General features: G+C 62.8%; 25 protein-coding genes. 16 read left to right on the top strand and 9 right to left on the bottom strand.

The features are described 5' to 3' along the window. Positions 1-136: 136 nt before the first annotated feature. From J5J06_11585 to J5J06_11565, 5 genes are all read left to right on the top strand, one after another. Positions 137-1390 (top strand): hypothetical protein, encoded by a 1254-nt coding sequence (locus J5J06_11585; GenBank protein ID MCO6437722.1) that lies wholly within the window; start codon positions 137-139, stop codon positions 1388-1390. 119 nt (positions 1391-1509) lie between these two features. Beyond that, a complete protein-coding gene (locus tag J5J06_11580; protein MCO6437721.1) occupies positions 1510-2100 on the top strand; it encodes a PEP-CTERM sorting domain-containing protein in 591 nt (196 codons plus the stop codon). A gap of 243 nt (positions 2101-2343) precedes the next feature. Next, positions 2344-2997, top strand: a complete 654-nt coding sequence (locus tag J5J06_11575) for a PEP-CTERM sorting domain-containing protein (protein ID MCO6437720.1) — start codon at positions 2344-2346, stop codon at positions 2995-2997. A gap of 291 nt (positions 2998-3288) precedes the next feature. Then, positions 3289-3963: a PEP-CTERM sorting domain-containing protein gene (locus J5J06_11570; GenBank protein MCO6437719.1), complete on the top strand. Its 675-nt coding sequence runs from the start codon at positions 3289-3291 to the stop codon at positions 3961-3963. A gap of 39 nt (positions 3964-4002) precedes the next feature. Further along, positions 4003-4503, top strand: coding sequence for a response regulator (locus tag J5J06_11565; GenBank protein MCO6437718.1), 501 nt, complete (start codon positions 4003-4005; stop codon positions 4501-4503). 15 nt (positions 4504-4518) lie between these two features. Here J5J06_11565 and J5J06_11560 read toward each other — a convergent pair whose 3' ends face one another. Together J5J06_11560 and J5J06_11555 are read right to left on the bottom strand one after the other, a co-directional pair. Then, positions 4519-5304, bottom strand: a complete 786-nt coding sequence (locus J5J06_11560) for a BtpA/SgcQ family protein (protein MCO6437717.1) — start codon at positions 5302-5304, stop codon at positions 4519-4521. Positions 5305-5394: 90 nt separating this feature from the next. Continuing rightward, positions 5395-5718, bottom strand: coding sequence for a co-chaperone GroES (locus tag J5J06_11555; GenBank protein MCO6437716.1), 324 nt, complete (start codon positions 5716-5718; stop codon positions 5395-5397). A gap of 208 nt (positions 5719-5926) precedes the next feature. Here J5J06_11555 and J5J06_11550 point away from each other — a divergent pair, with 208 nt between their 5' ends. From J5J06_11550 to J5J06_11540, 3 genes are all read left to right on the top strand, one after another. Next, on the top strand, positions 5927-7042 hold the full coding sequence (locus tag J5J06_11550; GenBank protein MCO6437715.1) for an aminopeptidase: 1116 nt from the start codon (positions 5927-5929) through the stop codon (positions 7040-7042). A gap of 154 nt (positions 7043-7196) precedes the next feature. Further along, positions 7197-7706, top strand: coding sequence for a hypothetical protein (locus J5J06_11545; protein MCO6437714.1), 510 nt, complete (start codon positions 7197-7199; stop codon positions 7704-7706). A 31-nt stretch (positions 7707-7737) separates the two neighbouring features. Beyond that, a complete protein-coding gene (locus J5J06_11540; protein ID MCO6437713.1) occupies positions 7738-8238 on the top strand; it encodes a hypothetical protein in 501 nt (166 codons plus the stop codon). A gap of 178 nt (positions 8239-8416) precedes the next feature. Here the strand turns inward: J5J06_11540 and J5J06_11535 are convergent, their stop codons facing one another. The 4 genes from J5J06_11535 to J5J06_11520 all read right to left on the bottom strand — a co-directional run bounded on the left by J5J06_11535 (position 8417) and on the right by J5J06_11520 (position 14096). Next, complete coding sequence (locus tag J5J06_11535) at positions 8417-10426, bottom strand: C1 family peptidase (protein MCO6437712.1); 2010 nt, start codon at positions 10424-10426, stop codon at positions 8417-8419. 175 nt (positions 10427-10601) lie between these two features. Beyond that, positions 10602-11318, bottom strand: a complete 717-nt coding sequence (locus J5J06_11530; protein MCO6437711.1) for a hypothetical protein — start codon at positions 11316-11318, stop codon at positions 10602-10604. A gap of 48 nt (positions 11319-11366) precedes the next feature. After that, complete coding sequence (locus tag J5J06_11525) at positions 11367-13379, bottom strand: choice-of-anchor B family protein (GenBank protein ID MCO6437710.1); 2013 nt, start codon at positions 13377-13379, stop codon at positions 11367-11369. A gap of 237 nt (positions 13380-13616) precedes the next feature. Next, positions 13617-14096, bottom strand: coding sequence for a MarR family transcriptional regulator (locus J5J06_11520; GenBank protein ID MCO6437709.1), 480 nt, complete (start codon positions 14094-14096; stop codon positions 13617-13619). A 339-nt stretch (positions 14097-14435) separates the two neighbouring features. Here J5J06_11520 and J5J06_11515 point away from each other — a divergent pair, with 339 nt between their 5' ends. After that, positions 14436-15482, top strand: a complete 1047-nt coding sequence (locus J5J06_11515) for a putative zinc-binding metallopeptidase (GenBank protein MCO6437708.1) — start codon at positions 14436-14438, stop codon at positions 15480-15482. Between the two features lie 15 nt (positions 15483-15497). Here J5J06_11515 and J5J06_11510 read toward each other — a convergent pair whose 3' ends face one another. Then, positions 15498-16064: a DUF4287 domain-containing protein gene (locus tag J5J06_11510; GenBank protein MCO6437707.1), complete on the bottom strand. Its 567-nt coding sequence runs from the start codon at positions 16062-16064 to the stop codon at positions 15498-15500. A gap of 301 nt (positions 16065-16365) precedes the next feature. Between J5J06_11510 and J5J06_11505 the strand changes: the two genes are divergently transcribed. After that, positions 16366-16548: a hypothetical protein gene (locus J5J06_11505; protein ID MCO6437706.1), complete on the top strand. Its 183-nt coding sequence runs from the start codon at positions 16366-16368 to the stop codon at positions 16546-16548. A 124-nt stretch (positions 16549-16672) separates the two neighbouring features. On the opposite strand, the gene J5J06_11500 is transcribed toward J5J06_11505, so the two are convergent. Further along, a complete protein-coding gene (locus J5J06_11500) occupies positions 16673-18028 on the bottom strand; it encodes a dicarboxylate/amino acid:cation symporter (GenBank protein ID MCO6437705.1) in 1356 nt (451 codons plus the stop codon). Positions 18029-18209: 181 nt separating this feature from the next. Between J5J06_11500 and kdsB the strand changes: the two genes are divergently transcribed. From kdsB to J5J06_11480, 4 genes are all read left to right on the top strand, one after another. Further along, the gene (gene kdsB, locus J5J06_11495; protein ID MCO6437704.1) at positions 18210-19043 is read left to right on the top strand and encodes a 3-deoxy-manno-octulosonate cytidylyltransferase; all 834 of its coding nucleotides are present in this window, start codon (positions 18210-18212) and stop codon (positions 19041-19043) included. Between the two features lie 160 nt (positions 19044-19203). Beyond that, a complete protein-coding gene (locus J5J06_11490) occupies positions 19204-21009 on the top strand; it encodes a CTP synthase (protein MCO6437703.1) in 1806 nt (601 codons plus the stop codon). Continuing rightward, positions 21006-22076, top strand: coding sequence for a DNA adenine methylase (locus J5J06_11485; GenBank protein MCO6437702.1), 1071 nt, complete (start codon positions 21006-21008; stop codon positions 22074-22076). The genes J5J06_11490 and J5J06_11485 overlap by 4 nt, the downstream gene beginning before the upstream one ends. 196 nt (positions 22077-22272) lie before the next feature. Further along, on the top strand, positions 22273-23778 hold the full coding sequence (locus tag J5J06_11480; GenBank protein ID MCO6437701.1) for a GGDEF domain-containing protein: 1506 nt from the start codon (positions 22273-22275) through the stop codon (positions 23776-23778). Between the two features lie 57 nt (positions 23779-23835). Here J5J06_11480 and J5J06_11475 read toward each other — a convergent pair whose 3' ends face one another. Then, entirely contained in the window at positions 23836-24180 is a 345-nt protein-coding gene (locus tag J5J06_11475; protein ID MCO6437700.1) for a hypothetical protein, read from the bottom strand. A gap of 155 nt (positions 24181-24335) precedes the next feature. Between J5J06_11475 and J5J06_11470 the strand changes: the two genes are divergently transcribed. Both J5J06_11470 and J5J06_11465 read left to right on the top strand, forming a co-directional pair. After that, positions 24336-25163, top strand: coding sequence for a hypothetical protein (locus J5J06_11470; GenBank protein ID MCO6437699.1), 828 nt, complete (start codon positions 24336-24338; stop codon positions 25161-25163). 284 nt (positions 25164-25447) lie between these two features. After that, the gene (locus tag J5J06_11465) at positions 25448-25684 is read left to right on the top strand and encodes a hypothetical protein (protein ID MCO6437698.1); all 237 of its coding nucleotides are present in this window, start codon (positions 25448-25450) and stop codon (positions 25682-25684) included. Positions 25685-25888 lie beyond the last annotated feature (204 nt).

Genomic DNA, 25888 nt, shown 5'->3' with positions numbered 1-25888 from the left:
GGGGCGAGGCTTCGCAGGGGGATTCTTGCACTTTGGAGATCGTGGCGGATTGTTGCTTCGCTTGTGGCCGACGCCCAGTCTCTTGGGGAACGGGTTCGCCGGGCGCGAACGTTTCATAATTGAGGAGGCTTTTCCGATGAGGACTTGCGGATTGGTGGTGGGAGCATTGCTGGGGGTTGCGTCCACGGCTTTTGCGGGAACGAACGTACGCATTGTTCCGCAGAACGTGTCGTCAAATGCGCTCAACCCGATTGGACACTACCTGCCCGGCGAGGTGGTTAATGTCAACGTCTACCTCGAGCAGACGCCGGCCGGCGTGGAGCACCTGCTCCGCCTCGTCGCCTTCAAGCTCGACAACACGGCTCCGGAACTGACCATCGGGCCGGCCACGCTGTTCGCGAAGAGTGCCGCCGGTCACTACAACGTGGACTCGGCCGATACCATCGCGTCAGCCTATTACTACACCGATCCCGGCAATCTGGGTCCGAATCCCACGCAGCAGTTGGCGATTCCGGCTAGCGCCCCGGTCCAGGTGGTCTCCTTCCAGGTGACCATGCCGGCCACGCCGGGCAGCTACGCTCTGGATCTGGTGAATGCCGGTGGCGCGACCAACGATGACAAGGCCGCGGTGATCTACGGCTTCGGCTGCACCGCGCCGGACGCTTGCGCCAACGGCCTGCATCCGGATGACACGTTCGCGGTGACGATCGATCGTCCCGGCGCGAACCTGACCGGCGGCACGTACAACTTCGTGGTGAACACGCCGACGGCTGTGGTCGCCGGTGAGCCAGCGGTCCCCCCGGTGGGCCAGACGCCTTTCACGCACCCGCTCGATGGCGGCAACCTTTGGCGAAGCTCGCAACAGGTTATCCGCATCAAGTTCAACACCAACATTGCCGCCGCGACCGGCGCCGTCTCTGGTGCAGGCATCGAGATTCGCGAGCTGAACGCAGGTCCTTCTCCCGCCACTGGTGCGAATTTCGCAGGTGGCACGTTTGGTCCGGACCTGAACGTTGGTGCGAATTTCGCGTTTACAGTTGAGGCCGATCCGGCTCAAGGTAACGCTCCGCGTATCCTTCGGATCATCGACTCGAATCCCGCACAGCTGCTTCACCGCAAGTGGTACACCGTGGAAAATCTGGGCGCCTGGGCGAATGCCGCTCCGTTCAGGTTTGACTATCGTTTGATGGCGGGCGACGCCGACAACAACGGATTTGTCAATGCCATCGACGTAGGCACCGTGAACAACGCGATCATCGCGGGGCTGCAGGCGGACAATCGTCGTCAGGACATTGATGGAAACCGGTTCATCAACGCCATTGACGTTGGTGCAGCCAACAGCAACATCCCGACGGGCGGATTCTTGGCGAAGCCCACGGGGCACCCGTAATCTGGGATTGGATTGGTTCGTAAAACAGGGTATAATCGGAAGCCTGCTCGGCTTTCTCGGGAAACGGATGGGGAAGGGGGCACCCCCCAAATAAACGGTGAGGATAAGGAGTGTTTGTTATGAAGAAGTGTTTCGCATTGTTGGCCGCCTTCGCGATGACGTCAAGTGCGATGGCGGGCATGGTGGAGTTCAATGGTCCGACGGAGATTCTTCCCGGTACGGCGAGCGTTCAGTACCAGGTGACGATCTCCTCCGAAGGCAATGCAGCGATCGCGGCGTACAACGCGCTGTTCGGTTCCGAAGAGGGTCTGGGGCTATCGTTTATGCACGCCCAGGGCATCCTCGACACGGCGTCGCTTCCGCCGGCGGCTCCGGCCGACCAGGGTGTTTACAATGCCCTCGGTGGTGGAACCGACATTCAGGCCGGCGCCAACAACTTCGGTGGCTGGGCTTCCCCGCTGCTGATTGGCACGCTGACCGTGGATACGTCGGGCTTGGCGGAGGGCAGCAGTCACACGGTGCAAGTCAGCCCGATGCGCGAGAGCGATCTCTTCGGTGATCCCAGCGTGTTCCTGAGCGCGATTCAGAACGCAACCGGCGGCCAAGAGCCTCTCGCGGGTTCGGTGACCTTCCGCGTTGTTCCCGAGCCGGCCACGCTGCTGCTCCTCGGCATCGGTGGTCTGGTTGCGGCCCGTCGCCGCTTTGCGTAATCGTCCCCGTATGAAGCCCGCGGGATGGTCAGGGAATCCCTGATCATTTCGCGGCATGCAGGGCTTCGCCTGAGCGGTTCGGTCGCACCCTTGCGATCGGCCGGGCGAGGGCTGGAGGGGTTCGCCGGGGTAAACCAGGGGCGAACCGGGGCCGGCCTCGTTGCTGGAAGGCGAAGCCCGGGTATCGGGCGCTGAGTCTCGATACCCGGTTGAGGCGAGCATACCTCGCAGAGGGGGGAATCGATGCTGAAGCAACTAGCCATCATCGCGACGGCGGTCGTGCTTGGGGTCGGTACGGCCCAGGCACAGACCTTCACGCTGTCGCCCAGCGTCGGCGGGACGTACACCGGCGGGGAGACGATCGACATCTTCGTCGATCTGTCCCAGCCGAGTGGTGCGCCGGATCGTTACCTGCGCGATGTGCAGCTTGACATCCGCAACTCCGACGACGCGATTGAAGCGGCGATCAACGGCGGATTTTCGTGGGATTTCAGTTCGGTCAACACGGGGAGCTCCGGCTACCTCGTGTCCGGCGTGGCGCCGATTCCGCAGGTCGGTTACCTGGGGCTGAGCGAAGATCCGAACCAGCAGTACCTGCTGGCGGGCGACGGGAGCGCCCTGCGTCTTGGCTCGTTCAATGTGACCTTGCCCAATGCGCCGGGGACGTATCTCCTCACCGTCCTCACGCCGCCGGATTCGGCCTTTGATCTGACCACGGGTACGCGGGTTTCTTCGGGGTTCGGCATGATTGCATCCGATCCGACGATTGACTCGCGCCCCGGTACGGGAAATCTGTCGGGCGGGTCGATCTCGCTCACCGTAGTGCCCGAGCCGGCTACGCTGGCGCTGCTGGGTCTTGGCGGATTGGCGGTGCTGCGTCGCCGCCGGAAAGCATAGCGTCGACCCAGGCTGGTCCAGCGAAGCGGCCACAGGAAGCCATGATTACCGGGCGTCGGGCACTTGTGCTCGACGCCCGTCTGTTTTGGGAGTGTGTGCTTGAGGGTGCACTGATGATCTGCGTGGTGCAACCCGGTGCGATTAGGGATTGATTGCACGATAGCCCACGGATAAAATAGTAATGGAGGAAATTGCGGTATTTTCGCGCAACGCTGTTTGAGGCTTGCGCAGAATGCCCGGCCGGTCCGCGAGACGCTGTTGCTGCGAACTTGCCCGGAGGGGAATTCTATCATGTCACGTCGATTCGTTCGCACACTCGTTGCATTCATACTTGTGACCTCGGTCCGCGCGGCGGTGGCCCAGGAATTCACGCTCACGCCCAGCGCGGCCGGTCCGTACAACCCCGGACAGACCATCGATGTTTTTGTCGACCTGGCGAATCCGGTGAGCGGCGTCGCGGATCGTTACCTTCGCCTGGTCCAACTCGACATTCGTGACTCGGACGATCCCATCGAGATGGCGGTCAACGGGTTTACCTGGGACTTCACGTCGATTCCGGATGGGGGCGTGGGCTACGCGGCGTTCGGGAATCCACCGATCCCGTCGGTGGCGTACCTGGGCGTCGTGTTGAATACGAATGGGCAGTACCTGCTGCCGGGCGACGGGAGCGCGCTCCGGCTCGGTTCTTTCAACATCACCATGCCGAATGTTGTCTCCGAGACGACGTTCAATTTCACCCTGCTTACGCCGTCGGACAATCCTTCTGATCTGAATGATCCGACGGGGGCTCGGGTCATGTCCGGCTTCGGCGGGCTCGATCCCATTGTCGATTCGCGTCCCCGGCTGGGTAATCTCACCGGGGGAACGGCCGAATTCACCGTCGTCCCGGAGCCGGCCACGCTCGGACTTCTGGGCGCAGGGCTCCTTGCGGCAATGGGGCTGTCCCGCCGCAGGTTCACCAAGTAAGACCCACCTGACGCAACGGGTTCTTTCGATTATGCTGACGTGCGCGCCGCACAGGGCCGCAAGTTGGTGCGCGCTATTGCGGCGGGATCGTTCCCGCAGGCGGTCATCGCTGCGGGGCCAATCGCGGATCGGGGACTTATCGTCATCATGTGCGCCAAAGACCAACGTCCCGTCGTGCTCCTTGTTGAAGATAATCCGCAGAACCTGGAGCTGCTCCAGGCCTACCTGGAGGACGTGCCGGAAGTTCGGGTGCTGACGGCGACCAACGGGCTCGAGGCGATGCGTCTCGTCGCGGAGGAATCGCCCGCGATCGTGCTGCTGGATATCATGATGCCGAAGATGTCGGGTTTTGAGGTTTGCAAGCGGATCAAGAGCGATCCGGCAACGCGGGACATCGTGGTGATCATGATCACGGCGCTGAACGAGCCGGGCGACGTGGAGCGCGCGGCCGAGTGCGGCACCGACGACTACCTCTCCAAGCCCATTGATCGCCGGGCGCTGGTCGAGCAGATTCGCAACATTCTTTCCGCAAGAACCTGAATTCAACCGCCCCCGTCAGGAACGTCCCGCGGCGTGAGCGAACGACGTGGCAAGGGCCGCGTCGATCGGCGCGGCCGGGTCGCCGCCGGGCTTGATGCCCGTTCCGACAATGACGCCATTAGCAAGATTGAGCAGGGAGGCGACGGTGTCGGCGGTGGCGCCGCTGCCGACGAAGATGCGGCGGTCGGGCACGGCGTGGCGAACGTTCGTCAGATCGTCGAAGTCGACGGCAGATCCCGTCGCAGGTCCAGTGACGATGAGTCCGTCGGCGAGGCCGCGGTAGGCGGTGTCGCGGGCGGCGGCGGCGATGTCGGCATGGCCGAGGGGTGTGGCGTGCTTGACGTGCACGTCGGCGAGAATGGCGACGCGCCGGCCGAGCAGTCGGCGGTAGCGCAGCGTCTCGTCGGCCCGCCCCTCGATGAGTCCCTGATCGGTGGCATAGACGCCGGTGTGGATGTTTACGCGGATGAAGCCTGCCCCGGCGGCGGCGGCGATGCCCAGTGCGGCGACCGCATCGTTTCGCAGAGCGTTAATGCCGATCCGCAGCCCGGACTCGCGGCGGACGTGGTCGGCGACGATGGCCATGGCGGCAACGCTCGCGGGGGAAACATTGTCCTTTGGAAAGGGCGCATCGCCGAAGTTTTCCACGATGGCGGCGTCGAAGCCGGCGCCTTTCAGCGTGCGTGCGTCGGACACGGCGCGATTGAGGATTTCCTCCATGCTCAGCGTGTGCAGCGGGCTGCCCGGCAGGCCCGGAAGGTGGATGACGCCGATCAGCGCTGGAGAGGGGAAGTCGAGCATGGGAAGAAGGCAACAGGCAATAGTGAAGAACGGGGTCTAACAGAACAGGGGTCGAGATTCTCTGAAGGTCGTGCGAAATCGCATTGCCCGTTACTCACTCTTTCGAAACACGGCCACGACGTCCTCGATGGGCACAACGTACAGGCAGTTGCCGGGGTCGAACTCCACCGGGATGGCGTTCTTGGGGTTGAAGAGCACGCGGTCGTACTGGCGGATGGGGAAGTTCTCGTCCAGCTCGACCTGGTGCGAGACGGTGACGACCCGCCCGGTGATCGTGGGAATCTCGATCGAATCGGGCAGCTCGATGCCGCCCTTGGTCACCTTTTTGTCCTCGTCCTTGCGAATGAGCACGCGCTTGCCGAGCGGCTCCACCGTGTCGAACTTCGCCGCGGATGCCTTGGGCCGTTGACTCATATTCATCTCGAATCCGAACGCCGCCGCGGGGCGGAATCCCCGCCGATGAGCGAGCGTCCTCTCCTTGTGCATTCTAGCCGTGTTTGTTGCGTGAAGCCACGTCGTGGATTCACCCCTGTCGCCGATTCCGGTATCCTTCGGGAAACCAGTATCCGTACCACTTGGGTATCGGAAGTTTCCCCGCGACCCCTCAAGCCCGGAGCCGAACATGACCGATCCACGCATGACCAAGCTCGCCGAAGTGCTCATCCGGTACTCCACGGAAATGAAGCCCGGCGAGAAGATCCTGATCGAAGCCATCGACATCCCCCACGAGATGACCTGCGAGCTGGTCCGCGTGGCCCGCGCGGCCGGGGCCGATCCGCTGGTTCTGCTCAAGAGCAACCAGGTGAACCGGGAACTGCTCATGGGCGCCACCAAGAGTCAGCTCGACCAGTGGGCCGACGCGGAAGTGCTCACCATGAGCAACGTGCAGGCCTACATCGGCATGCGCGGCAGCCACAACATCGCCGAGCTCTCCGACCTGCCCGAAGACTCCCACAAGCTGTACCAGTCCACGGTGTGGAAGCGCGTGCACCTCGACATTCGCGTACCCAAGACGCGCTGGGTGGTGCTCCGCTGGCCGCACCCGGCGATGGCCCAGCAGGCGGGCAAGAGCACGGCCGCGTTCGAGGACTTCTACTTCAACGTCTGCACGCTGGACTACGCCCGCATGGCCGAGGCGCTCAAGCCGCTCAAGGCGCGCATGGAATCGACGGACAGGGTACACATCAAGGGTCCGGGCACCGATCTGAAATTCTCGATCAAGGGCATCCCCGCCATCGGCTGCGACGGCAAGCTCAACATCCCGGACGGCGAGGTCTTCACCGCGCCGGTGCGAAACAGCGTGAGCGGCACGCTCCAGTACAACGCCCGCTCCATCTACCAGGGCGTGATCCACGACAACGTGCGTTTCGTCTTCAAGGAGGGCAAGATCGTGGAGGCGACGAGCACGAACACGGCCCACATCAACAAGGTGCTCGACAGCGACGAGGGCGCCCGCCACATCGGCGAGTTCGCCATCGGTTTCAACCCCTTCGTGACCGAGCCCATGCTGGACATTCTCTTCGACGAGAAGATCGCCGGCTCGTTCCACTTCACCCCCGGCGGGGCGTACGACGAAGCCGACAACGGCAACAAGTCCGTGGTCCACTGGGACCTGGTGTGCATCCAGACGCCCAAGTACGGCGGCGGGGAAATCTGGTTCGACGACACGCTGATCCGCAAGGACGGCCAGTTCGTGCCGGAGGATTTAAAAGGGCTGAATCCGGAAAATCTGAAGTAGGGCGGGCTGCGCCCGCCAATGCGGAATGGTGAATGGGGAACGGGTCGGAGAATCCGGGGAGCGGCTTATCTTCTAAGCCGCGTGGCTTTCGCCCACGCAACACCACGGCCCGATTTGCAGGAATTCCCAGGATCTCCGCGCCTACAATCGACCGATGACGCGCAATGATCTGATCGAATCACAGGCCAGCGCACGTCCTGATGGGCGATCGCTGATTTCCGTTCGGCGTCGCCGAGAACGCCGCTGCCACCGAGCCGTTTATGCAGTTGTTGCCGTTGGCATTACCGCGCTCTTCGTTTTGCAGCAGGCCGTGGGGTCGCATCGAAAAGCGCTGCTCCATGCTTGGCTGGATACGGAAGACACGCTGCGACAATTGAAGTTCGAAGTTGCGATGCTGGAGGACCAGTGGGCATTGCTTGGCCTGGCGCTACCGACGGATGCGCTCATGCGTCACTGGCCCTGTCTGGATGACGAGACATTCAAGTTTCTGCGCACTCCGGTCGACGATGAACAAATCTACGACGGATGGGGTAACCCGATCAGGCTCATGAAAGGGACAAGAGAAAATGAGTTCTGGTTTCTAAGCCGCGGACGCAACGGCATCGACGAGGCCGGAAAGGGCGACGACCAGAAGATAGTATTTCAGGCATCGAAGATGCGATGACCCCGCTGTGGGGGCGATTGGATCGAGGATCATGTCGAACCCAGAACATTCGCGACACGATCTCCCAGAAGAGTATTGCCTTGACTGTGCGTATCCGCTTCGCGGACTTGAGCGGCCGCGCTGCCCCGAGTGCGGCGGCGAGTTCGATCCCGAAGATCCTGTGACGTACTCGAAGTCGCCGCGGATTCCGCGTTCCGGAGCGGCCATGTTTGTGCTGGCGGCTGTGGGGCTTGCGCTGATCGTCGCCGCAGGTGTGCGGTTAAGCCTGGAGCCAATCAAGATAGGACACATGGGTCGTGCGACGAGAGAATTCCTCAACTGGACGTTCTGGCCTGGATTGCTGCTTCACCTTGGAATCGTAGCCACCTTCGCCGCTACCTATATCCGAAAGCGACGACGGTTCGGATTCCTGGGATGGCTTGGATTCGAGATCGCAGGACTAACCGTCTTCTTCTGGCTCGCGAACTACGATTGGATTCATCGCGGACCACTTGATTTCCTGAGTGACATACTCAGGACCATTCGGGGATGAATAATTCTGCCCTGTAGCCCCGCGCGAGCAGGAGCCATAGGATCGACGGATAATCCACACAGCGAATCCCACGTTTGCGGAAACGCCAAAAGAAAAGGGGCGACGCTCATCGAGCATCGCCCCTGGTTCGGTGGTTTCAATTGCCTGATGAATCCGCAATCGCGGATCGCGCCGCGGACTATTTCTCGCCCTCATCGGCCGGTTCGGGCTGAACGATCGTCACCGGCTGACGGTTGGCCCCCAGCGTTTCCGCGCGGACGCCGGCCGTGGGCAATTCCTTGGCCCACGCGGGCGTCTTGATGGGTATACCCCGGAACTTGCGCGCCGTCGGTTTGGACGATTCGCCGGTTCCGGTTGAGGCGGCCGCGGATTCCGGTTTCACGACGCTCTTGAATCCGTCGGCGCTGCGCGGCCCGCAATCGAAGCAGTCTGAGCCGAAAGCGCACACGTCGGTGAGCGCCCCCAGCCCGCCGTCGTCGCATTCCCCGTCGAATGCGAAGGGGCAGGTATCGGTGCAGAAGGCGTCGGTTTGATCATTGGGGTCACGCGGCCCGCAGTCGAAGCAGTCCGTGCCGAAGGCGCACACGTCGAAGTCGGCGCCGGCTCCGCCGTCGTCGCACTCGCCGTCGAACGCGAAGATGCAGGAGTCTTCGCAGAGCTGGTCGACGACGACGTCATCGCGCGACCCGCAGTCGGTGCAGTCGGTTCCGTACTCGCAGACGGCGTAGTCGGCGCCGGGGCCGCCGTCGTCGCACTCGCCGTCGCCCGCGTACCGGCAGGTGTCGTTGCACAGCATGTCGACGCCGCTGTCATCGCCGCGGACACCGCAGTCGAAGCAATCGGTTCCGAACGCGCAGACGTTGTAATCCGCGCCGGGCCCGCCGTCGTCGCACTCGCCGTCGAAGGCGAAAATGCACAGATCGGAGCAAAGCCCGTTGTCGGAAGAGCCATCATCCAGTGCCGCGATGTCGGCCACGCCGCTGTAGATGATGTCGTTGCCGTTCTCCGTTCGCGTATTGAACTCGATCGTGTACGGGCCGGGTTCCCATTGGAATCCGCCGGTCTGCACGAAATAGACATACCCCTCCTGGTACCAGGCGTTGTATGTCTGCTGCCCCTGATTGAGTGAGGGGTCGGTGACGGTGATCGTGCGGATGAACACGGGAGCCGTGAAGTGATAGTAGAAGACGAGATAGACCTGATCCTCGCGTGAGACCGGATCGACGTCGGCGAACTGGTAGGCCTCGTCGAGGAACGCATCCGGATCAGGCAATGGCTCAGGCTCGGGTCCCGGTCCCGGAGGCGAGGGCGGCTGGCGGTCACCGGCCGGCTCGATGGAATACACTTCGAACACGGTCGCGTGGAACGTGTCGTAGTGCATCCACATGAAGCCGAAGTCACCCCATGCCGTGCTCCAACTGTTCATGATGCGATAGGCCTGGCGATTGTCGTCGTAGCCTACCACGGCCATGGCGTGGGCGGCGTGCTGGCTGCCCTGTGTGAGGAAATTCCCGCTGCCGCGGTAGACGCCGTCGCCCGTCCACTGGGGGAAATCGTCGTACAGGCTGGCGCCGATCACCAGTATGCGCCCCGCGGCCAATTCGGCGCGGACCGCGTGCCGATCGGTTTCCACGACGCGGTTAAAGCTGCCGATGCGGAAGTTGGCCGCATCGCTGGTGGACGAATTGGCCGAACAGACCTGGTCGCTGTAGTCCACCGTGTCGAAGCTCGAGCAGCCGTCCTGGATGAGGAGGTTCATGGCCGTCTGAATGAACGTGCCCGAACCGCAATCGAGATTGTCCGTCTCGATCAGGCGCTCATAGAGGTAGCCCGGACTAGCCTGGTGTGACGAGGTGCTCGCGCCCCAGCCGAACTGGCGATTGGCGGTATAGGTCGCCGCGGCATAGCCCGACGCCCACGCCGTGCACGAGCCCAGCCCGCCCTGGTCGCCGATGGGGGGAAGGTCGCGGGTGAGATCGGCCGAGCGGGGCAGTTCGGCGTCCGCGTTGGCGGCATACGGATTGATCGTTTGCGGGCGCGCCTCGACGACGGAGCGATCGGGCTCCGTGGCCCCGAAAGTTACTCCCTCAGTCATTCCGCCATCGGGCGGCGGCATCGTCGCCGGGCAGGACGCCAGGACCAGAATCGGCACAACCGCCAGAAAGCGGAACCACGGTAGATTGCGCATTACCTTCCTCCCTGTGTTCAGATTCGGATGATCGACCCCGGCGGGCGCGCCGGCGCCGTCGGGCCCGGAGACCCAAGTTTCCCGGCCGGAGCGCGGCCGGGCAAGGAATATCATCGGCAGGGACGCGCCTTGAGGCCAAGCGCATCGGGAAGATCGGGCGCACGGCGGGGGGCCATCACGGCCGGCGGTCCGGAAACCGTTCAGGACTGAGGTACAAATAGCTGCCCAGGCTCACCGCGGCCACCGGCAGGCAGCGAATCAGCGCGGTGATCAGCCAGGCGCCATTGTCCGTGCGAAACCACTGGATAAACCAGATCGCGATGCGATGCTGAATGGCGAATTGCTGAACGACGTATTCCACGAGCAGGGCGACGATGAGCGCCGTGGCCAAAGCAACACAGGTTCGCTGCCACGGCGGAAGGAATGCGGCCATCAATGGCTCGCCACATTCCGGGCAGACTCCGCTGGTGTTGCCCACGAGACTGTATCGGCAGCGATGGCACTGCTGCCGGGCACGGCGTCGCGCAAATCGAAACGGAATCAGCAGGGTCGCCGCGCCGGGGTACAGGCCGAGGAGAACTGCGACCGACCAAAGGCTTACGCTCAATTGGAGGTATCCGGCGCCCCGTGCCCAGCTCCTCGCCTGGTAGGAGACGCCCAGAACTTCAATCCAATCGGGCAGGTACCCGAGAACCGACGAACCGGGTGAAGTGGGGTCGAAGGTGGATTGGAGTACAAAAGACCCCCGGCTGAAGCCCAGCTCCTGCAGGCCGCTGGGAAGCATCCCGCGGCCGTGGACAATCATGATCGCCGATCGCTGGCTGACCAGCGCAAGTGACGCCGTCAGAATGGCTGAAACCGTCAGCGCCCAGAAGAGCATTCGGCGGAACATGGGGCCGTCACCACAGGCAGATCATCATTCCTGCCGGGCTCAGATTTTCTACGGACTTAGCGCCGATGACAACGGCGGCGCCGGGCAGATTGGTTGCCCTTGCGGTCCGGCCAGCGGCATCGCGAAAGGATAGAACTCCTTCCCACTGCCGGTGGAGAACGCGTTGACCGCCTGGAGGATGTCGTTGCCGTTGACCACGCGGTCGGTGCGTTCCGGGTTGAGGTCGAGCCACGTGAAGTGCGCGGCCGAAGGGGACTGCACGAAACCGCCCAATATTGCGGTCACGTCGAATCCGCTCACGAGTCCGTCGGGCGGCGTCCATGCTCCGGCGGGCGTTGGCGGAATGGTGGAGCCGTCTCCCGCCGCGCTCAGCAACCCGGCAACGTCCGCCCACCATCGTCCGTTCGTCGGCTGGGAGGCGGTTGAAACGACGAGCGGATCGGAAAAGAGGATTCCGTCCGTCGTGGTGCGCACCTCATAGGACTGTCCCGGTGCAATCATGCAGCCGCCCACGTGCAGCACGGGCTCGGACGCGAAGTCATGGAGCGGCGGGGCAGGATCGGAGACGAGGAAACACAAGCCCTGTCCGTCAATCGATACGGGCGTTGTTCGCGGAGTGCTGACGTACCAGGCCGATCCGCTGCCCACGTGTTGCACGCGATAGGCGTGCGGCGTGCCGAGAAGTGATGCGTCGGGCGAGAAGCTCACGTAGCGGTTCTTCAGGGCCGCGTGTGGATAGCCGGCCGCGGGATTCGGGCCGGTGGGCGGATCGGCCGGCGCATTGAAACGCCAGACAAACAAGCCCCGTTCGATGTCACTGCCGATGATTGTTCCGCTGGGAAAGTAGGGGAACACGTTCCACAGGCCGTTGTAGTTGGCCGAGTCGCTTCCCGGATACGTGTCATAGTATGCGACTTCCACGGGGTTCAGCTGATCGGTGGCGTCGAAAATGCGAAGACCGCTGCGGTAATTAGCCTCGAAAATCCAGTTGTCACGAGTGTAGACATTGTGGTCGCGTGACGTATTGCCGTTGGAGAAGACGCCTATCTGAACGGGATTGGCCAGATCGGAGACATCGATGATCCGCGTGGTGGTCGGCGGAAACGGCGATGCCCCTTCGTCAACCTCGTCGCCGAAGTAGATGTAGTTTCGATCCGGCGAAAGCCAGCCCTGGTGTGAGAAGCGCGCCGGATGCGAGAAGATCGGCGGTGCAGCGAGATTGATCGATCCCACCTCGAAGATGTTCAGCTTGTCGGTGACATCGAGGATGGCGATTCCGGGATTGCCGCCGCCGGAGGTATCGTTCGCATAGCAGAAGACGATCTCCCGAACAGTCGGCGTCGGACCATTGTTCTCCACGTAATTCACGGCTTGTACGTCGTGACAATAACGGTTGTTCCAGGTGGTCACATAGGCCGGCGCGGCCGGATCTGAGAGGTCATAGACGCGAAAGCCCTGTATTGGAGATGAGCCTCCGCCAACCCGATAGAGGAATTCACTCTCCTCGTTGATGGCCACGTTGTGCGTCGCGGATGTCCCCGGTCCGGTAAGCACCGTGTTGACCTGCTGGACGACGCCCTGATCGATCTGCGAAAGATCAAACACCTGGATCCCGCCGCCGCCTTCGCTGACGGCATAGGCATAATGCTGGTAAACTTTAAGATCGCGCCAGATGCTCGTCGGGCCGGGCAGAACCGCGATAATCTGAGCATCGTCGGGATTCGTCACCTCGACGATTCCCGTGCCGAGCGAGAGACCGATGAGGGCGTACTCCCGGCCGGACGGAGACACGTATCCCCAACAATCGTCAGCCGAGGTCGCGCCGGAATTGAACTCCAGCAACGTGATCCAGCTGCGAAGTTCGATGTTGGTGCCGACGAACGCCAGTGATGGTGAGCCACCATTCACTTTCTTCCATCCGGGCCCGTCGTAGGGCGGCTGGCGATCCTCGTCAAACTGGTGATCTTCGTGTGCCGCCGCACCCAGCGCGAAGACGCCCAACAGCAGCGAGGACACGAGTACGCGAGTAAGGCTCAAGGGTCGGATCAGATGCCGTTTCATGCTTGCGGTCCCTCCTCGAAATTCAAGTGGTGCAAAGCTCGGGGAGCGGTGCTGGCGCATCGATGCCCGGGAAGCCAACCGATTTCAGATGTCTATTATTTCCGGCCCGACTGGATTATAGCGGCAAGCGCGGCCTTATCCCAGCGAAATGACGGGATGCGGGGACTGCCTTCCGTGGGATCGGAGACCGGATGAGGCTTGAACGACCGTCCGTCGTGGAGCGCGAAAGTCTGAGAGTCAGGATTGCGTGTCGGAATCGTGATCGTAGGCCGAACGAAGCGTGCGCATCACCCGCATGAAATTCTCACGCTCCTCGTCGGATAGGATATCAAGAATCCGCTGAATGCTCCCCAGGTGCGTCTCGCGGTAGCTCTGCATGGCTTTCCGGCCCGATGCCGTCAGGTGCAGGTCGACGCGCCGGCGATCGTGGGGATTGATATTGCAGGTGATATGCCCCTTGCCGGTTTCCACTTCGAGTGCTCGCACGATGCGGGACATCTGTGCCGGAACCACGCCGATCCGCTTTTGTACTTCCCCGATGGTCAGTGGTTCATCCCGCGCCAGTGTCTCTAACGTGAGGAATTCCGCCTCGGAAAGCTCGTCATTCCCGCTTGGGCGTCGCGAGCGCTCAATGGCCACGAGCCGGTACAGCTCGAAGATCTCGGCCGCCATTTCCTGCAAGGCGGCCGTCTTGTTGTCGGCGGGCGATCGAGCCATTCCGTCGTCCGGCTGGGCAAGGAGGAAAAAAGGGAACGCAAAGGACGATTCTAGACCTCACAACATCATTTGCAAACAACCGACTATTCCGGTCGGACAATAGTTTCAGCCGCGAAATGGGGAGCCCTCTCCAGGCGCCAATTTCACCAAAAATTTAATTATTATGGCGACGAGGCCGCTGGGAGCACGCCAAGGGCCCGCCTTCGGTGGCCGAAATCGGTCAATTGCTCTGTGAATTACCGGCCGTAGAATGATCCGGTCGGCCGGGGTCCATGGACTTCGGACACACTTCTCAGGGGTGATTCAGTGGCATTGCCGCGATCAAAAACACGGAAATCGCTGCGTTCCGTCCGTCAGCGGCGAAGGCCACGGCGAGCGCCTGAGTGGGCGGATTGGTCCGACGGCGACCTTCTCGATGCTCGCCTGTGTGATCTTCGCCTCGACCTTCGAACGACCTGGCTCGACCGCTGTGTATCGAGGGTCCGTGCCGAAGTCCTCGAGCGCGGCCTGACCATTCGGCCGCACTTCTGGCTCTCAACAGAGTGGTTCTCGCCGGACGGCATCCCCGGCGTGGCGGTTCCCTTCTATCTGGCTCATCCACGCCTGATGCGCCTCGAGAAGCGCCAGATGCAGGACATCGACGGTACGACTTCGCGGCGTTGCCTGCGCCTGCTTCGACATGAGGTCGGCCATGCGATTTCCAACGCCTTTCGGCTTCATCGGCGGAAGAAATGGCGGGAGGTATTCGGGCGAGCCACACGGCCGTACCCGCAGTTTTACAACCCCAAGCCGCTCAGCCGGGGCTATGTCCTCCACCTCGACCATTGGTACGCCCAGAGTCACCCGTCCGAGGACTTCGCGGAGACGTTCGCCGTGTGGCTCACGCCGCGCTTCCCCTGGCGAAAGCGTTACGCGGGCTGGCCCGCGCTGCGCAAGCTCGAGTACGTGGACGAGTTGATGCAGGAGATCGCGGGGGCGGCGCCGCCTGTGCGCGACCGCCGTCGTGTCGATCCGCTGGGGCGCCTCCGCATGACCCTCGGTGAGCACTACGAGGAGAAGCGGGCGCGCTACGGAACCGACGCGTCCAACATCTACGACCGCGATCTGCGGCGGCTTTTCCGCGATCCGCGCGAATGCGTCGATGGCGAACCGGCCGGGCAGTATCTCAAGCGCGTCGCCCCCGACATCCGCCGCGTCGTTGCCAAGTGGACCGATGAGTACCAGTACACGGTGGACCAGGTCCTCTCGGAGATGACCATCCGCTGCCGGCAACTCAAGCTGCGGCTGGATCGCCCGGGCGACCGGGCGACGCTGGACGCGGCCGTGCTGCTCACCGTGCAAACCATGAATTACCTCCACGGCGGCCTGCATCGCGTGGCGATTTGAGAAGCCCTTCTGCCCTCACGCCCCTTCGTACGCCTGCTTCAGCCAGCCGACCAGATCCTTGTCCACTTCGTTCGGCGCGGAAACGCGGACGCGGTGCGAGACCATCGAATTGAAGCTGCCGGACACTTCGAGTCGGCCGGTCGGTTCAACGCCCTTGAGGTTGATGCCCACGTCGACGCGGGTCGCGGTGGACGGCTGGATGATGGCGAACTGTTTATTGCGGCGAAGGCTCACGTAGGCCTTCTTCGGTGCGATCTCCACGTCGCCGCCGAACTTGCTCACCTGGGCCATCAAGGCATCGTAGATGGGACGAAGGGAGGCTCTCGCGCCGGAGTACTGGGCCTCGACGAGCGCGCCGGAGTCCTCGGCCGATCCGGCGTCGGTGGCCAGCGACTTGTGGGCGACGAGGTTGGCGTATCCGTGCGTCATGCCGTGGTCGGCCTTGAGGTGTTTCACGATCTCGCCGTGCTTGGCGAGTTTGGATTTCTCGACAATCTTGATCCACTGCTCCAGCGTCTTGCCGGTCTGCTCCTTGAGGTTGCGGATCATCGACGCTTCCATTTCCTGCGGCGACTTGGCCATGAATCGTCCTCCCTTTTCCGAACCCAGCAATACTCATCAGGCCCGAAGATAGATGCGGACTTATACCGCGCCTGCGGCGCCCGCTGAAGTGGCGCGCATCTGGTCATGGCTGGTCGATCTTGCAAGGAAATGTAAGGCGCCGGCTTTTTTCAGACGTCCCGTCCCCTCGTAACTAGCATCTGGGCAATTGAGAGGGAAGACGGTCGATTGGCGTGCCTGCGCGCCGCGACCGCTACTTGTGGCGGTCAAACCGGCGCATCGGGCGCCGGATAATCATTGAGCGATAAAGGGAGTTTGCGTTATGCGTAGTCGAGGCTTGAAGTTTGCTGTGCTCGGCATGGCGATGGGGACGCTGTTCCAGTTCGGCGGATGCACCGGCCAGATCCTGCAGGACGTGCTGATCAACGCCGTGACGGAGTTCATCTGGGACAACGACACGGTGTTCGATTTCTTTGGCGATGACAGCCCCGGCCTGCTGACGTAATCCGTTGCCAGGTCGCCGACCGATCTTCTTAGTACCAGACGACCACCCTGACGATCGGCCGGATAGGCGGCGCCGTGGCGCAGCTTATCCGGCTTTTTTGCGCGCCCGGTCGTTCTTGTTCGATTCAAGTTGTCGCGGTGCGGTTCCCGGTGAAATAGTCCCGGTCCAGGCGGTCGATGATCGCCGCGCCGACGGCATCGCCCCAGACGTTGACCGTGGTGCGGAACATATCCAGGATGCGGTCAACGCCGACGATCAGGCCGATTGCGGCGATGGGTATACTGGGGGATCCAGGCAAGCTGGCCAGGGCTCCGTTAACCGTCTCGACGACGATCACCATGGTGACCAGCCCCGCACTCGGGATCCCGGCCGCGCCAACTGCAGCGAGGGTCGCCGAGACCGCGACGAGGATGAGAACGGTCGTGCTCAGTTCGATCCCGTAGGCCTGTGCGAGGAATACGACGGCGACGGCTTCGTAGAGGGCGGTGCCGTCCATGTTGATGGTTGAGCCGAGGGGGAGGACGAATCCCGCGGCCTTACGGCTGATTCCGGCGTTTTCCGTGGCGCATTCCATGGTGACGGGGAGCGTGGCGGAGGAGGAGTCCGTGCCGAGCGCGGTCAGCAGGGCCTGACGCATGTGTCCGAAAAAGCGCCAGGGATTACACCTCCCGAGGAGCCAGCAAGCGGCGGGCAAGACGATCAGCCCCTGAATCGACAGCCCGGCGAGAACGGTCCCCATGTACGCCCCAATGGCCTCGAAGAACACCCCCAGCCCGATCCTCGCCACCGTCCAGGCGAGCAGGGCGAAAACGCCGATGGGCGTCAGCCAGATGATAGCGTCCACCAGGCGCATGATGGCCTCGTAGGAGGCGGCGATGAAATCGGTCACCGGCCTGGCGCGATCGCCCATGGTGGTTAGCACCACCCCCAGCAGGATCGAGAAGAAAATCACGGGCAGTGCCTGCCCGCCGGCGGCAGCGGCGACGATGTTGGAAGGGATGATCTGCTCGACGAGGTTCTGGAGCGCCTTGATGAGTCCGCGCGGGCCGGCTTCGACATCGCGTTTCACCGACTCGGACTCTTCGAACGTTCGCTGGGCCGTCTCGTGATCCTGTGCGGCGACGCGTTCCCCGGGGCGGATGCTCGTGACGAGGATCAGTCCGACGACCGTCGCGATGAGCATGCTGGCGAAATAGAAGACCAGCGTGGCGATGCCGATCTGGCCCAGCTCGCGGAAGTCGCCCACGCTGGTGACGCCGATGAGCACGCTCGTGGCGATCAGGGGGATAACGATCATCTTGAGCAGGCCCATGAAGACGGTGTTGCCGACGAAGTGGAACGCGGCCAGGGCCGCGGGGTGGGCGTGGCGGGCATCGGGCATGGTGATGCGGAACGTCGGGTCGTAGAGTATTTGCCCGGCGATCGCCCCGGCCACGATGCCGACGAGGATGAGGATGGTGAGAAGGCGGCGGGGGTTCATGAGAACCACATGCTAGGGGGGGGGCCGTGCGGCGCCAAACCGCGCTCGAGAATCGCGGGCATGCTCGGCGTGTCCATTCTGAAGCAGTGAATCCGCGTTTTGACGTTGCTTTGTCATTGGTTTACACTTGCCCGGACTCGTCCTGACGACGGTCGTCGTTTTCCCGGAGTCGCATAAATCCATGGCCACGCTGGCGGTCATTCCCGCCCGGTTTGCTGCTGTGCGCTTTCCCGGAAAGCCGCTGGCGCGGGAAACGGGCAAGTACCTGATTCAGCACGTGTACGAGCGCGCGGCCGGGTGCCCGCTGTTTGATCGCGTCATCGTGGCTACCGACGATGAGCGCATCGCCGACGCCGCTCGTTCCTTCGGGGGCGAGTTCTGCATGACGCGGAGCGATCACGTATCGGGGACCGATCGCGTGGCCGAGGTCGCCGACAAGCTCAATGCCGGCGGTGGCGATCTCGTGTTCAACGTTCAGGGGGATGAGCCGGAGGTCGATCCGGACGATCTCGCCCGGCTGGTGAAGGCGATGAACGCGGATGAAAACGACTGCGGCATCGGCACGCTGGCGGTTCCGTTCGATGACGAAGGTCCGAAAACTGGTCGAGGATCGCCCGCGGATCCCAATTGCGTGAAAGTAGTGGTCGATCTTCGCGGACGGGCGCTGTATTTCTCGCGAAGTCTGATACCTTATCCGAGGGCGGCCGGCGGTGTCGTAGAGCGCCCGTCGCGATGGCTGCTGCATCTCGGCGTGTACGCGTTTCGCGGGGCGGCATTGCGACAGGCCGTGTCCGGCGGACAAACCGGCGCTCCTGAGCCGAGCGCGAAGAAGGTCGAGGGCGGATTCGACCACAGGGACTTGCCGCTGGAGGCCTGTGAGTCGCTGGAGCAGCTGCGTTGGTTGTCGCGGGGCATGGCGATTCGCGTGGCCCGTGCGGCCAGGCGATCGTCGGGAATTGATACGCCGGAAGATTACGCGGCGTTTGTCGCCCGACACGCGGGGCAAGGCGCATAGAATCCTTCTGGTCATGGCGGCTTGACACCTGGACATGCCGCGCTAGTCATAGGATGGGTGAGGAAGGCAGCGCGGCGGCCGATCGATTGACATCGTGCGGGCGATGTCGGACAGTCGCCAACGGCGAGAATGCGCTCCGGGCAGCGCGGATCGACATCTCATGAACGCCGAACGCACATTCTCCACCATCTCCCACACTTCGGATGATACCGAATTCTTCACGCCGATGCCGTCGGGCTATCGCCCCGGCAAGACGAAATATGTCGTCGTATTCGGCACAGTGATGAGCGGGTTGGGGAAGGGCATCTTTTCAAGTTCGCTGGCCAAGGTACTTCAGGACAAGGGCCTGGCCGTCTCTCCTATCAAGCTCGAAGGGTATCTCAATCGCGACAGCGGCACGCTCAACCCCTTCCGCCACGGCGAAGTATTCGTCCTGGATGACGGCATGGAATGCGACATGGACCTGGGGACGTATGAGCGCATGCTCAACCAGGACCTTGGCCGGTTGAACTTCGCCACCAGCGGGCAGATATTCTCCTCCGTGCTGGAAAAGGAACGTGCCGGGCGGTACCTGGGGCGCGACGTGCAGATGATTCCGCATGTGACGGGCGAGGTGAAGCTTCGCCTGCGGGAGCTGGCCGTTGCGGCCGAGTCCGACGTGGTTTTCGTGGAGATCGGCGGAACCGTCGGTGACGTCGAGAACGCTTATTTCATTGAGGCGGTGCGCGAAATGGCCTTCGAAGAGGGCCCGCAGAATTTCTGCTTCGTGGCGCTGACGTACATCGTCGAGCCGCAGATTCTCGGTGAGCAGAAGTCCAAGCCCGCGCAGCTCAATCTCAAGCTGCTCAACGCCGCCGGAATTCATCCCAACATGATTGCCTGCCGGGCGTCGTCGCCGGTGAGCAAGAAGGTTCGCGAAAAGATCGCCCTGTTCGCCAACGTGCCCATGGAGCGCGTGTTCTCCATGCACGACAGCGACAGTGTGTATGTCGTTCCGGAGATGCTTCGCGGCGCGGGGCTGGACGCGGCGGTTGTCGAGCTGCTGGGTCTTTCCGATCGCGCGGACCGCCGCGCGGAGGACGCCGCCCGGCGCGTGTGGGGCGACTACATCACACGTTTCCGTTCGGCCGAGCACCCGCTCACGATCGGCATCATCGGCAAGTACACCTCGGTGCGGGACAGCTACGCCAGCATCATTCAATCGCTGGAGCACGCCGGCGCGACCGTCGGGGCCCGGGTACGCCTGGAATGGGTGGACAGCACGGACCTGAGCGAGCAGAGCGTTGCCGACCGGCTCAAGCACGTTCATGGCGTCATTGTGCCCGGCGGGTTCGGGTATCGCGGCGTGGACGGCAAGATCAGTTGCATCCGCCACATTCGCGAGAACCGCATTCCCTACCTGGGCATCTGTTACGGCATGCAGATCGCGGTGATTGAGTACGCCCGGCATGTTTGCAACCTCAAACACGCCAACAGCACCGAGATCGAGCCCGATTGCGCCGATCCCGTGATCGACCTGCTGCCCGAGCAGAAGAAGATCGAGGGCTTGGGCGGGAACATGCGCCTCGGGGGATTCGACGTGCAGATTTTCCCCGATACGCTGGCCGCGCGGCTTTTCGAGGCGGACCGCGTTCGCATGCGCTTCCGACATCGCTACGAGGTCAACCCGGCCTATGTCGACATGTTGACGCGCGCCGGGTTGGTCTTCTCCGGCAAGAGCCCACTGCATCCCATCATGCAGTTGCTCGAGTTGCCCGCCGAAGTGCATCCCTTCTTTGTCGCTACGCAGGCCCACCCCGAACTGACCAGCCGACCACTTGAGCCGCAGCCGCTCTTCGTGGGGCTTCTCAGCGCGGCGCTGCGCTACAGCGGCGTGGCCGAGCCGATTCGACCTCGCACGCCTTCCAATCCGTCTTCGGGTGCGGAATCGGACATCTTTGGCCCCGCCGCCTCTCGCTCGACATGACGACCTCACTTTTTCCCGAACTCTCCGACATTTCAGACAGACCGGAATTTCCGCCCACGCGCTATCTTGGAAGCAAGCGCCGACTCGCTTCGTCCATTGTCCATGTTGCCGCGGGGTTGGGTGTCCGCACCGTGCTCGATGCCTTCGGTGGGACGGGCGCCGTTGCCCACGCTTTCAAGTGCGCCGGATTTGCGGTCACGTACAACGATATTCTGCGTTTCAATCACCAGATCGGCCTGGGGTTGATCGAGAACGACGACGTATTGCTGTGCGAGGATGAGGTCGTCGCCCTTGGCGTCCGCCGGCGGGGCGTCGACTACGGCGACCTGGTCGAACGGTACTTCGCCGACATCTACTTCACCGACGAGGAGAACCGTTGGCTCGATACGGCGGCGGGGAACATCGCCGGCATTGCCGACCCATACCGCCGGGCGCTCTGCTGGTTTGTCGTTTTTCAGGCGGCGATGGCGAAGCGCCCTTACAACCTGTTTCATCGCCGCAATCTCTACATGCGTCACGCCGAGGTCTCGCGCAGCTTTGGCAACAAGGCCAGTTGGGATCGTTCATTTGAGGACCATGTCCGCGCGCTTGCCCGCCAGGCCAATGCCGCGGTCGTTCGCGGGGCGAGCCCCTGCCGGGCGACGTGCCGGGATGCCGCCGCGATCGAGCCCGACTTCGATCTGGTCTATATCGATCCACCTTACATCGGCGCGGGCGGTGTCGGCGTCGACTACCACGGCTTCTATCACTTCCTGGAAGGGCTCGTCGATTACGACGGATGGGAAGAGCGCATCGACTTCGCCTCGAAGCACCGCCGCCTTCGTCCGGAAACCAATCCCTGGCATGACCCCGGGCGCGTTCTCGATTGCTTCCGGGCGCTTTTTGAGCTCCATCGCCGAAGCGCCCTGCTGGTTTCTTATCGGAGCGATGGTATTCCTTCGCCGGAGGAGCTTCTGCGGGCGCTCCGCGATTTCAAGCCCCGGGCGAATTTGGCAGAAGCCTGGGATAATCAGTACGCACTTTCCACGCGTCGACGAACGAAGGAGATTCTCCTGTTCGGCGTTTAGTTTTGGGACATGCCCGTATAAGAGAATTCCCCTAGTCGTTCTTCCGATGAATCGTACGGTTTCGAGAGAGCCGCTTCGAAAGCGGACGGAGCATCGTTGTGCGCTCCGGGCCGCTGTATGGTTACGGCGCTTAACCGCCAGTACCAGCCCCGCCGCCGCCACGAGGAGGCAGGAAAACACGGGAGGAGTCCAATCCGTGAAGAGCGCGTTTTATCAGCGTTTGGAGTCCGGTGGACGGCTTCCCACGCCCCCTGGCGTGGTCATCCGACTTCTGGAAATCACCCGGCAGCCGGACACTTCCGTCCGGGAGATCGCCGACACGATCGCCGCCGACCCGATTCTGGCTGCCAAGATTCTCCGTTTTGTCAATTCACCCATGGCCGGCGTCGCGAGACAGGTGTCGTCGCTTCACCAGGCCGTGGCCCTGCTGGGCGTTCGCGGCGTAAAGATGATGGCGCTTTCGTTCTCCGTGCTCACCGCGCCCGCGCCGACCGGCTGCAAGCGCTTTGATCCCAAGCAATTCACGGTGCAGTCCCTGGCCTGCGGAACCGCGGCGAAGGTGATCGCGGCCCAGTGCAAGTCGAATTTGGCCAATGAGGCTTTTGTGGTCGGCCTGCTGAGCCAGATCGGCCGGTCGGTCATCGCGGCGGCGCTGCCCGCCGAGTATGAGCGTGTGCTAAGCAGCGCCCGCCTGGTTCCCGAGGATCTTCCCGCCCTGGAGCGCGCCGCATTCGGCGAGGATTACACCGGCGTCGGGGCTCAATTGCTGAGGGGCTGGGGCATTCCCGAGCCCGTCTGCACCGTCATCGAGACGTTCCGAGGGGATGGCGGCGAGGATCCGCCGTCGGACCTCAAGTCCATCATCCGGGTGGCGGAGATTGCTGCGAGCGTGGCCTGTCCCGATCCCCACGCCCAGACGGATAATCCGGATCGATTTATCCAGAGTGCCGCGAGACTTCTTGGATTTTCCGAAGCCCAGGCCATGGAGACGCTGAATTCGATTGTGACGGAGGTCGAAGACACGCGCCGTGTTCTCGATCTGCCTCCGGGATTCATGCGATCGGTGGAGGAGCTGGAAGGTGCCGTTCGCGAGCGAATTTCGGAGCTGACATTTGCCCTCCATGTCGAGAACCAGAGCATGGCCCGGCAGCAGGAAGACCTGCTCCATCGTGCCACGACTGACGCCCTGACCGGCGTGGGAAATCGCGCTGCATTTGACGCCCGCCTCGCCCAGGAATTGGAACGGTCTGCACGAGCGGGTACTTCCTGCGCCCTGCTGATGATCGACGTCGACCGGTTCAAGTCGTTCAACGATACCTACGGGCATCAGGCCGGCGACCAGACCTTGAAGGTCGTGGCCGAGACCCTCGATCAGAACATTCGAAAGGTCGACTACGTGGCGCGATACGGGGGCGAGGAATTCGTCGTGATCGCCCCCAACACGACCGTGGAAGGGATCATGACGCTGGCCGAGCGACTCCGCCAGACCATGGAAGTGACACCGGTCCGCGTCGGCGGGCGCAGCCTGACGGTGACGTTCAGTGTGGGGGTGGCGCTCATGCCGGAAGTGTCCGACACCGGCCCCAACACCTCCAACCTGCTCATTCGCGCGGCCGACGAGCAGCTCTATGCCGCCAAACGGTCCGGCCGAAATGCCGTGCAGATGACGGTTCTCGACGCCATGGCGGCGGCGGAAGCGTAAGGGCCGCGAGTCCCGCGTCGCGCCGGATGGGCCTCAGTGCTCCGGCAGTCACTGCCGTCATTTACGCCCGATGATGGGCTGATACTCCACGACCACTTCGACTGACCCGTCGGCACGATGCACGTAGGACACATACCGAAAGCTGCGAACTGAGCCGCCGCGAGGCACAGCCAGCTTCTTGCCGAGGTTTCTAACCGCGGTGACCTCGGCCGCGCGCCGGGCCATCAGCCGTGCCTGCGCCTTGGGGCGGCCTGGGGCGGGTTTACCCAGCCCTTTTGCCTGAACAACGCGACCACTGACAAGTTGGGCGGCCTGGGTCGGTGCGGGCGCTGCCCCATTCCGGGGCGCATCTGCTGGAGATGAACCCAGCGCAACCAAAAGGAATGTGACCGTCGCTGTCATTGGGTGGACTCCTGATAGGCGTTCTTCCCCTATCGAAGACATCACGTTCCACCAGCCGTTAGAGCAAATCGGGCGAGTGCCACCTGCAGGGCCGCGAGCGGGGCGGGTGGACGTGACCCGCATCGCACGGTCTCATAAACTCCCGCAGGCTCGGCATGAGTGTGCGGCGCGGAACAACTTCGCTGGTGACAGTTCCGGCACGTCTCCTGAAAAGCACATCGGTGGCGATCATCTGCCTGGTTATGGTCGGCGTCGCCGGATGGGGGTGCCGCTCCTCGGAGCGTGCCATGCGCTCCGGGGGGCGCGTCGTTACTCGGGGGGGCGAGCAAGCGCGTGCGCTGCTGGGCACGGTTGATCCCACCGGTGTCGTCGCGGAGACGGCTTCACGACAGCGCTTCTGGGAGAAACTCCAGGCCAAGGTCGAGGCGTTTGACGTGGATGCGCTGAACGAGACGGTTCGCCGCATCGGCGCGATCGGCGAACCTGTCGAGAAGAAGATCGACCAAATCGACGTGGAGGAATGGCAGGCGCTTCGCGCGGAGATCTCGGCGCTGGTCGACGCGATCCGTAAACAGGTCGAAGCGGTGGAATTGCGACAGGCCTCCGCGTCGGTCTCCAAACTGGCCGAGACCGGCGAGCATCAACTGGCTTCGTTGGACGTGCCCAAGGTCAACGAGGCGTTGAGCAAGGTCGAGCAGTCGATGGGCGAGGTCGTCGCGGATACCCGCCAGGTAGCCGATGAGACTCGGCGCATCCTCAAAGCCGTGCCGGCGGAAGACGTTTCCGCCGCGCTCAAGCATATCGCCACAACGAGCCAGGCGCTGGACCGGACGGCGGCCGATTTGCCGGCCACCGTGGAGCGACTCAATGGGACCGCCCGCTCGGCCACGCTGACGTTGAACATTGCGACCGGGGTGTTGGTGATCTTCGGACTGGCGGGCTTGGCCTGGCTGGTCAGTATGCTTCGCCGCGGGCTGCGTTGATTGGCGAGGAAGGGCCGATAAATCTAGATTCAGCAGTCTTTCCGTGACGTTACATGCCGCTTGTGGGTCCGCAGGGGGGCATCCATAACCTTCTTACGCACTATGCGTTACACGAGAATCCGTGGCATCCGGCCACATAGGGGGATCCAAGCCGTCCCGCATTTGAGAACCGCCTGATTGCCGCACCCTATTGACTTCACGCGGTGAATGTCGAGAATTCCCCGCTTTCAGTCTGGCGGCGGGACAGGTGTGTCCGTACCGCCATCGGTTGGAGGAAACAAGCCATGGCATATCGACGTGCCGTCCGTTTCGCCCTGCGGCTGAAGGACTCCAGGGAAACGCGGGCGGTCAACAGCATTCGCAAGGCCAAGGAACGTTCAAGGCGGGACGCGCGGATGCTCGAAATGTTGCGTAATCAGAAAGAACCTTATTCGCCGGCGGTCATGAGCTGGCTCAGCCGACGTCTGGACAAGCCATCGAGTCGAATCACGTCGCAGGATATTCAATCCCTGCTGGGTTAGGGTTCGCAGCGAGTGGAAGCGCCCGGTCGCAAGGCCGGGCGGAGGAGAAGGAAGAGGACGGCCGGTCGCGCGAACCGGCCGTTTTTTGTTGCGCGCAACGCCTTTTCGCGGTAGGGATCGGGGCATGCCTCGGCCGCCCCGCGCTCCAACCCATGGGGTCTGGCAAGGATGTGTGGAAACGAGACGACCGAGGATGCACCCGCG

The sequence above is a fragment of the Phycisphaerae bacterium genome (assembly GCA_024102815.1).
Taxonomy (GTDB): Bacteria; Planctomycetota; Phycisphaerae; order UBA1845; family UBA1845; genus JAGFJJ01.
The sequence above is the reverse complement of the archived record's forward strand: the minus strand, read 5'-3'. Positions and strand labels throughout refer to the sequence as shown.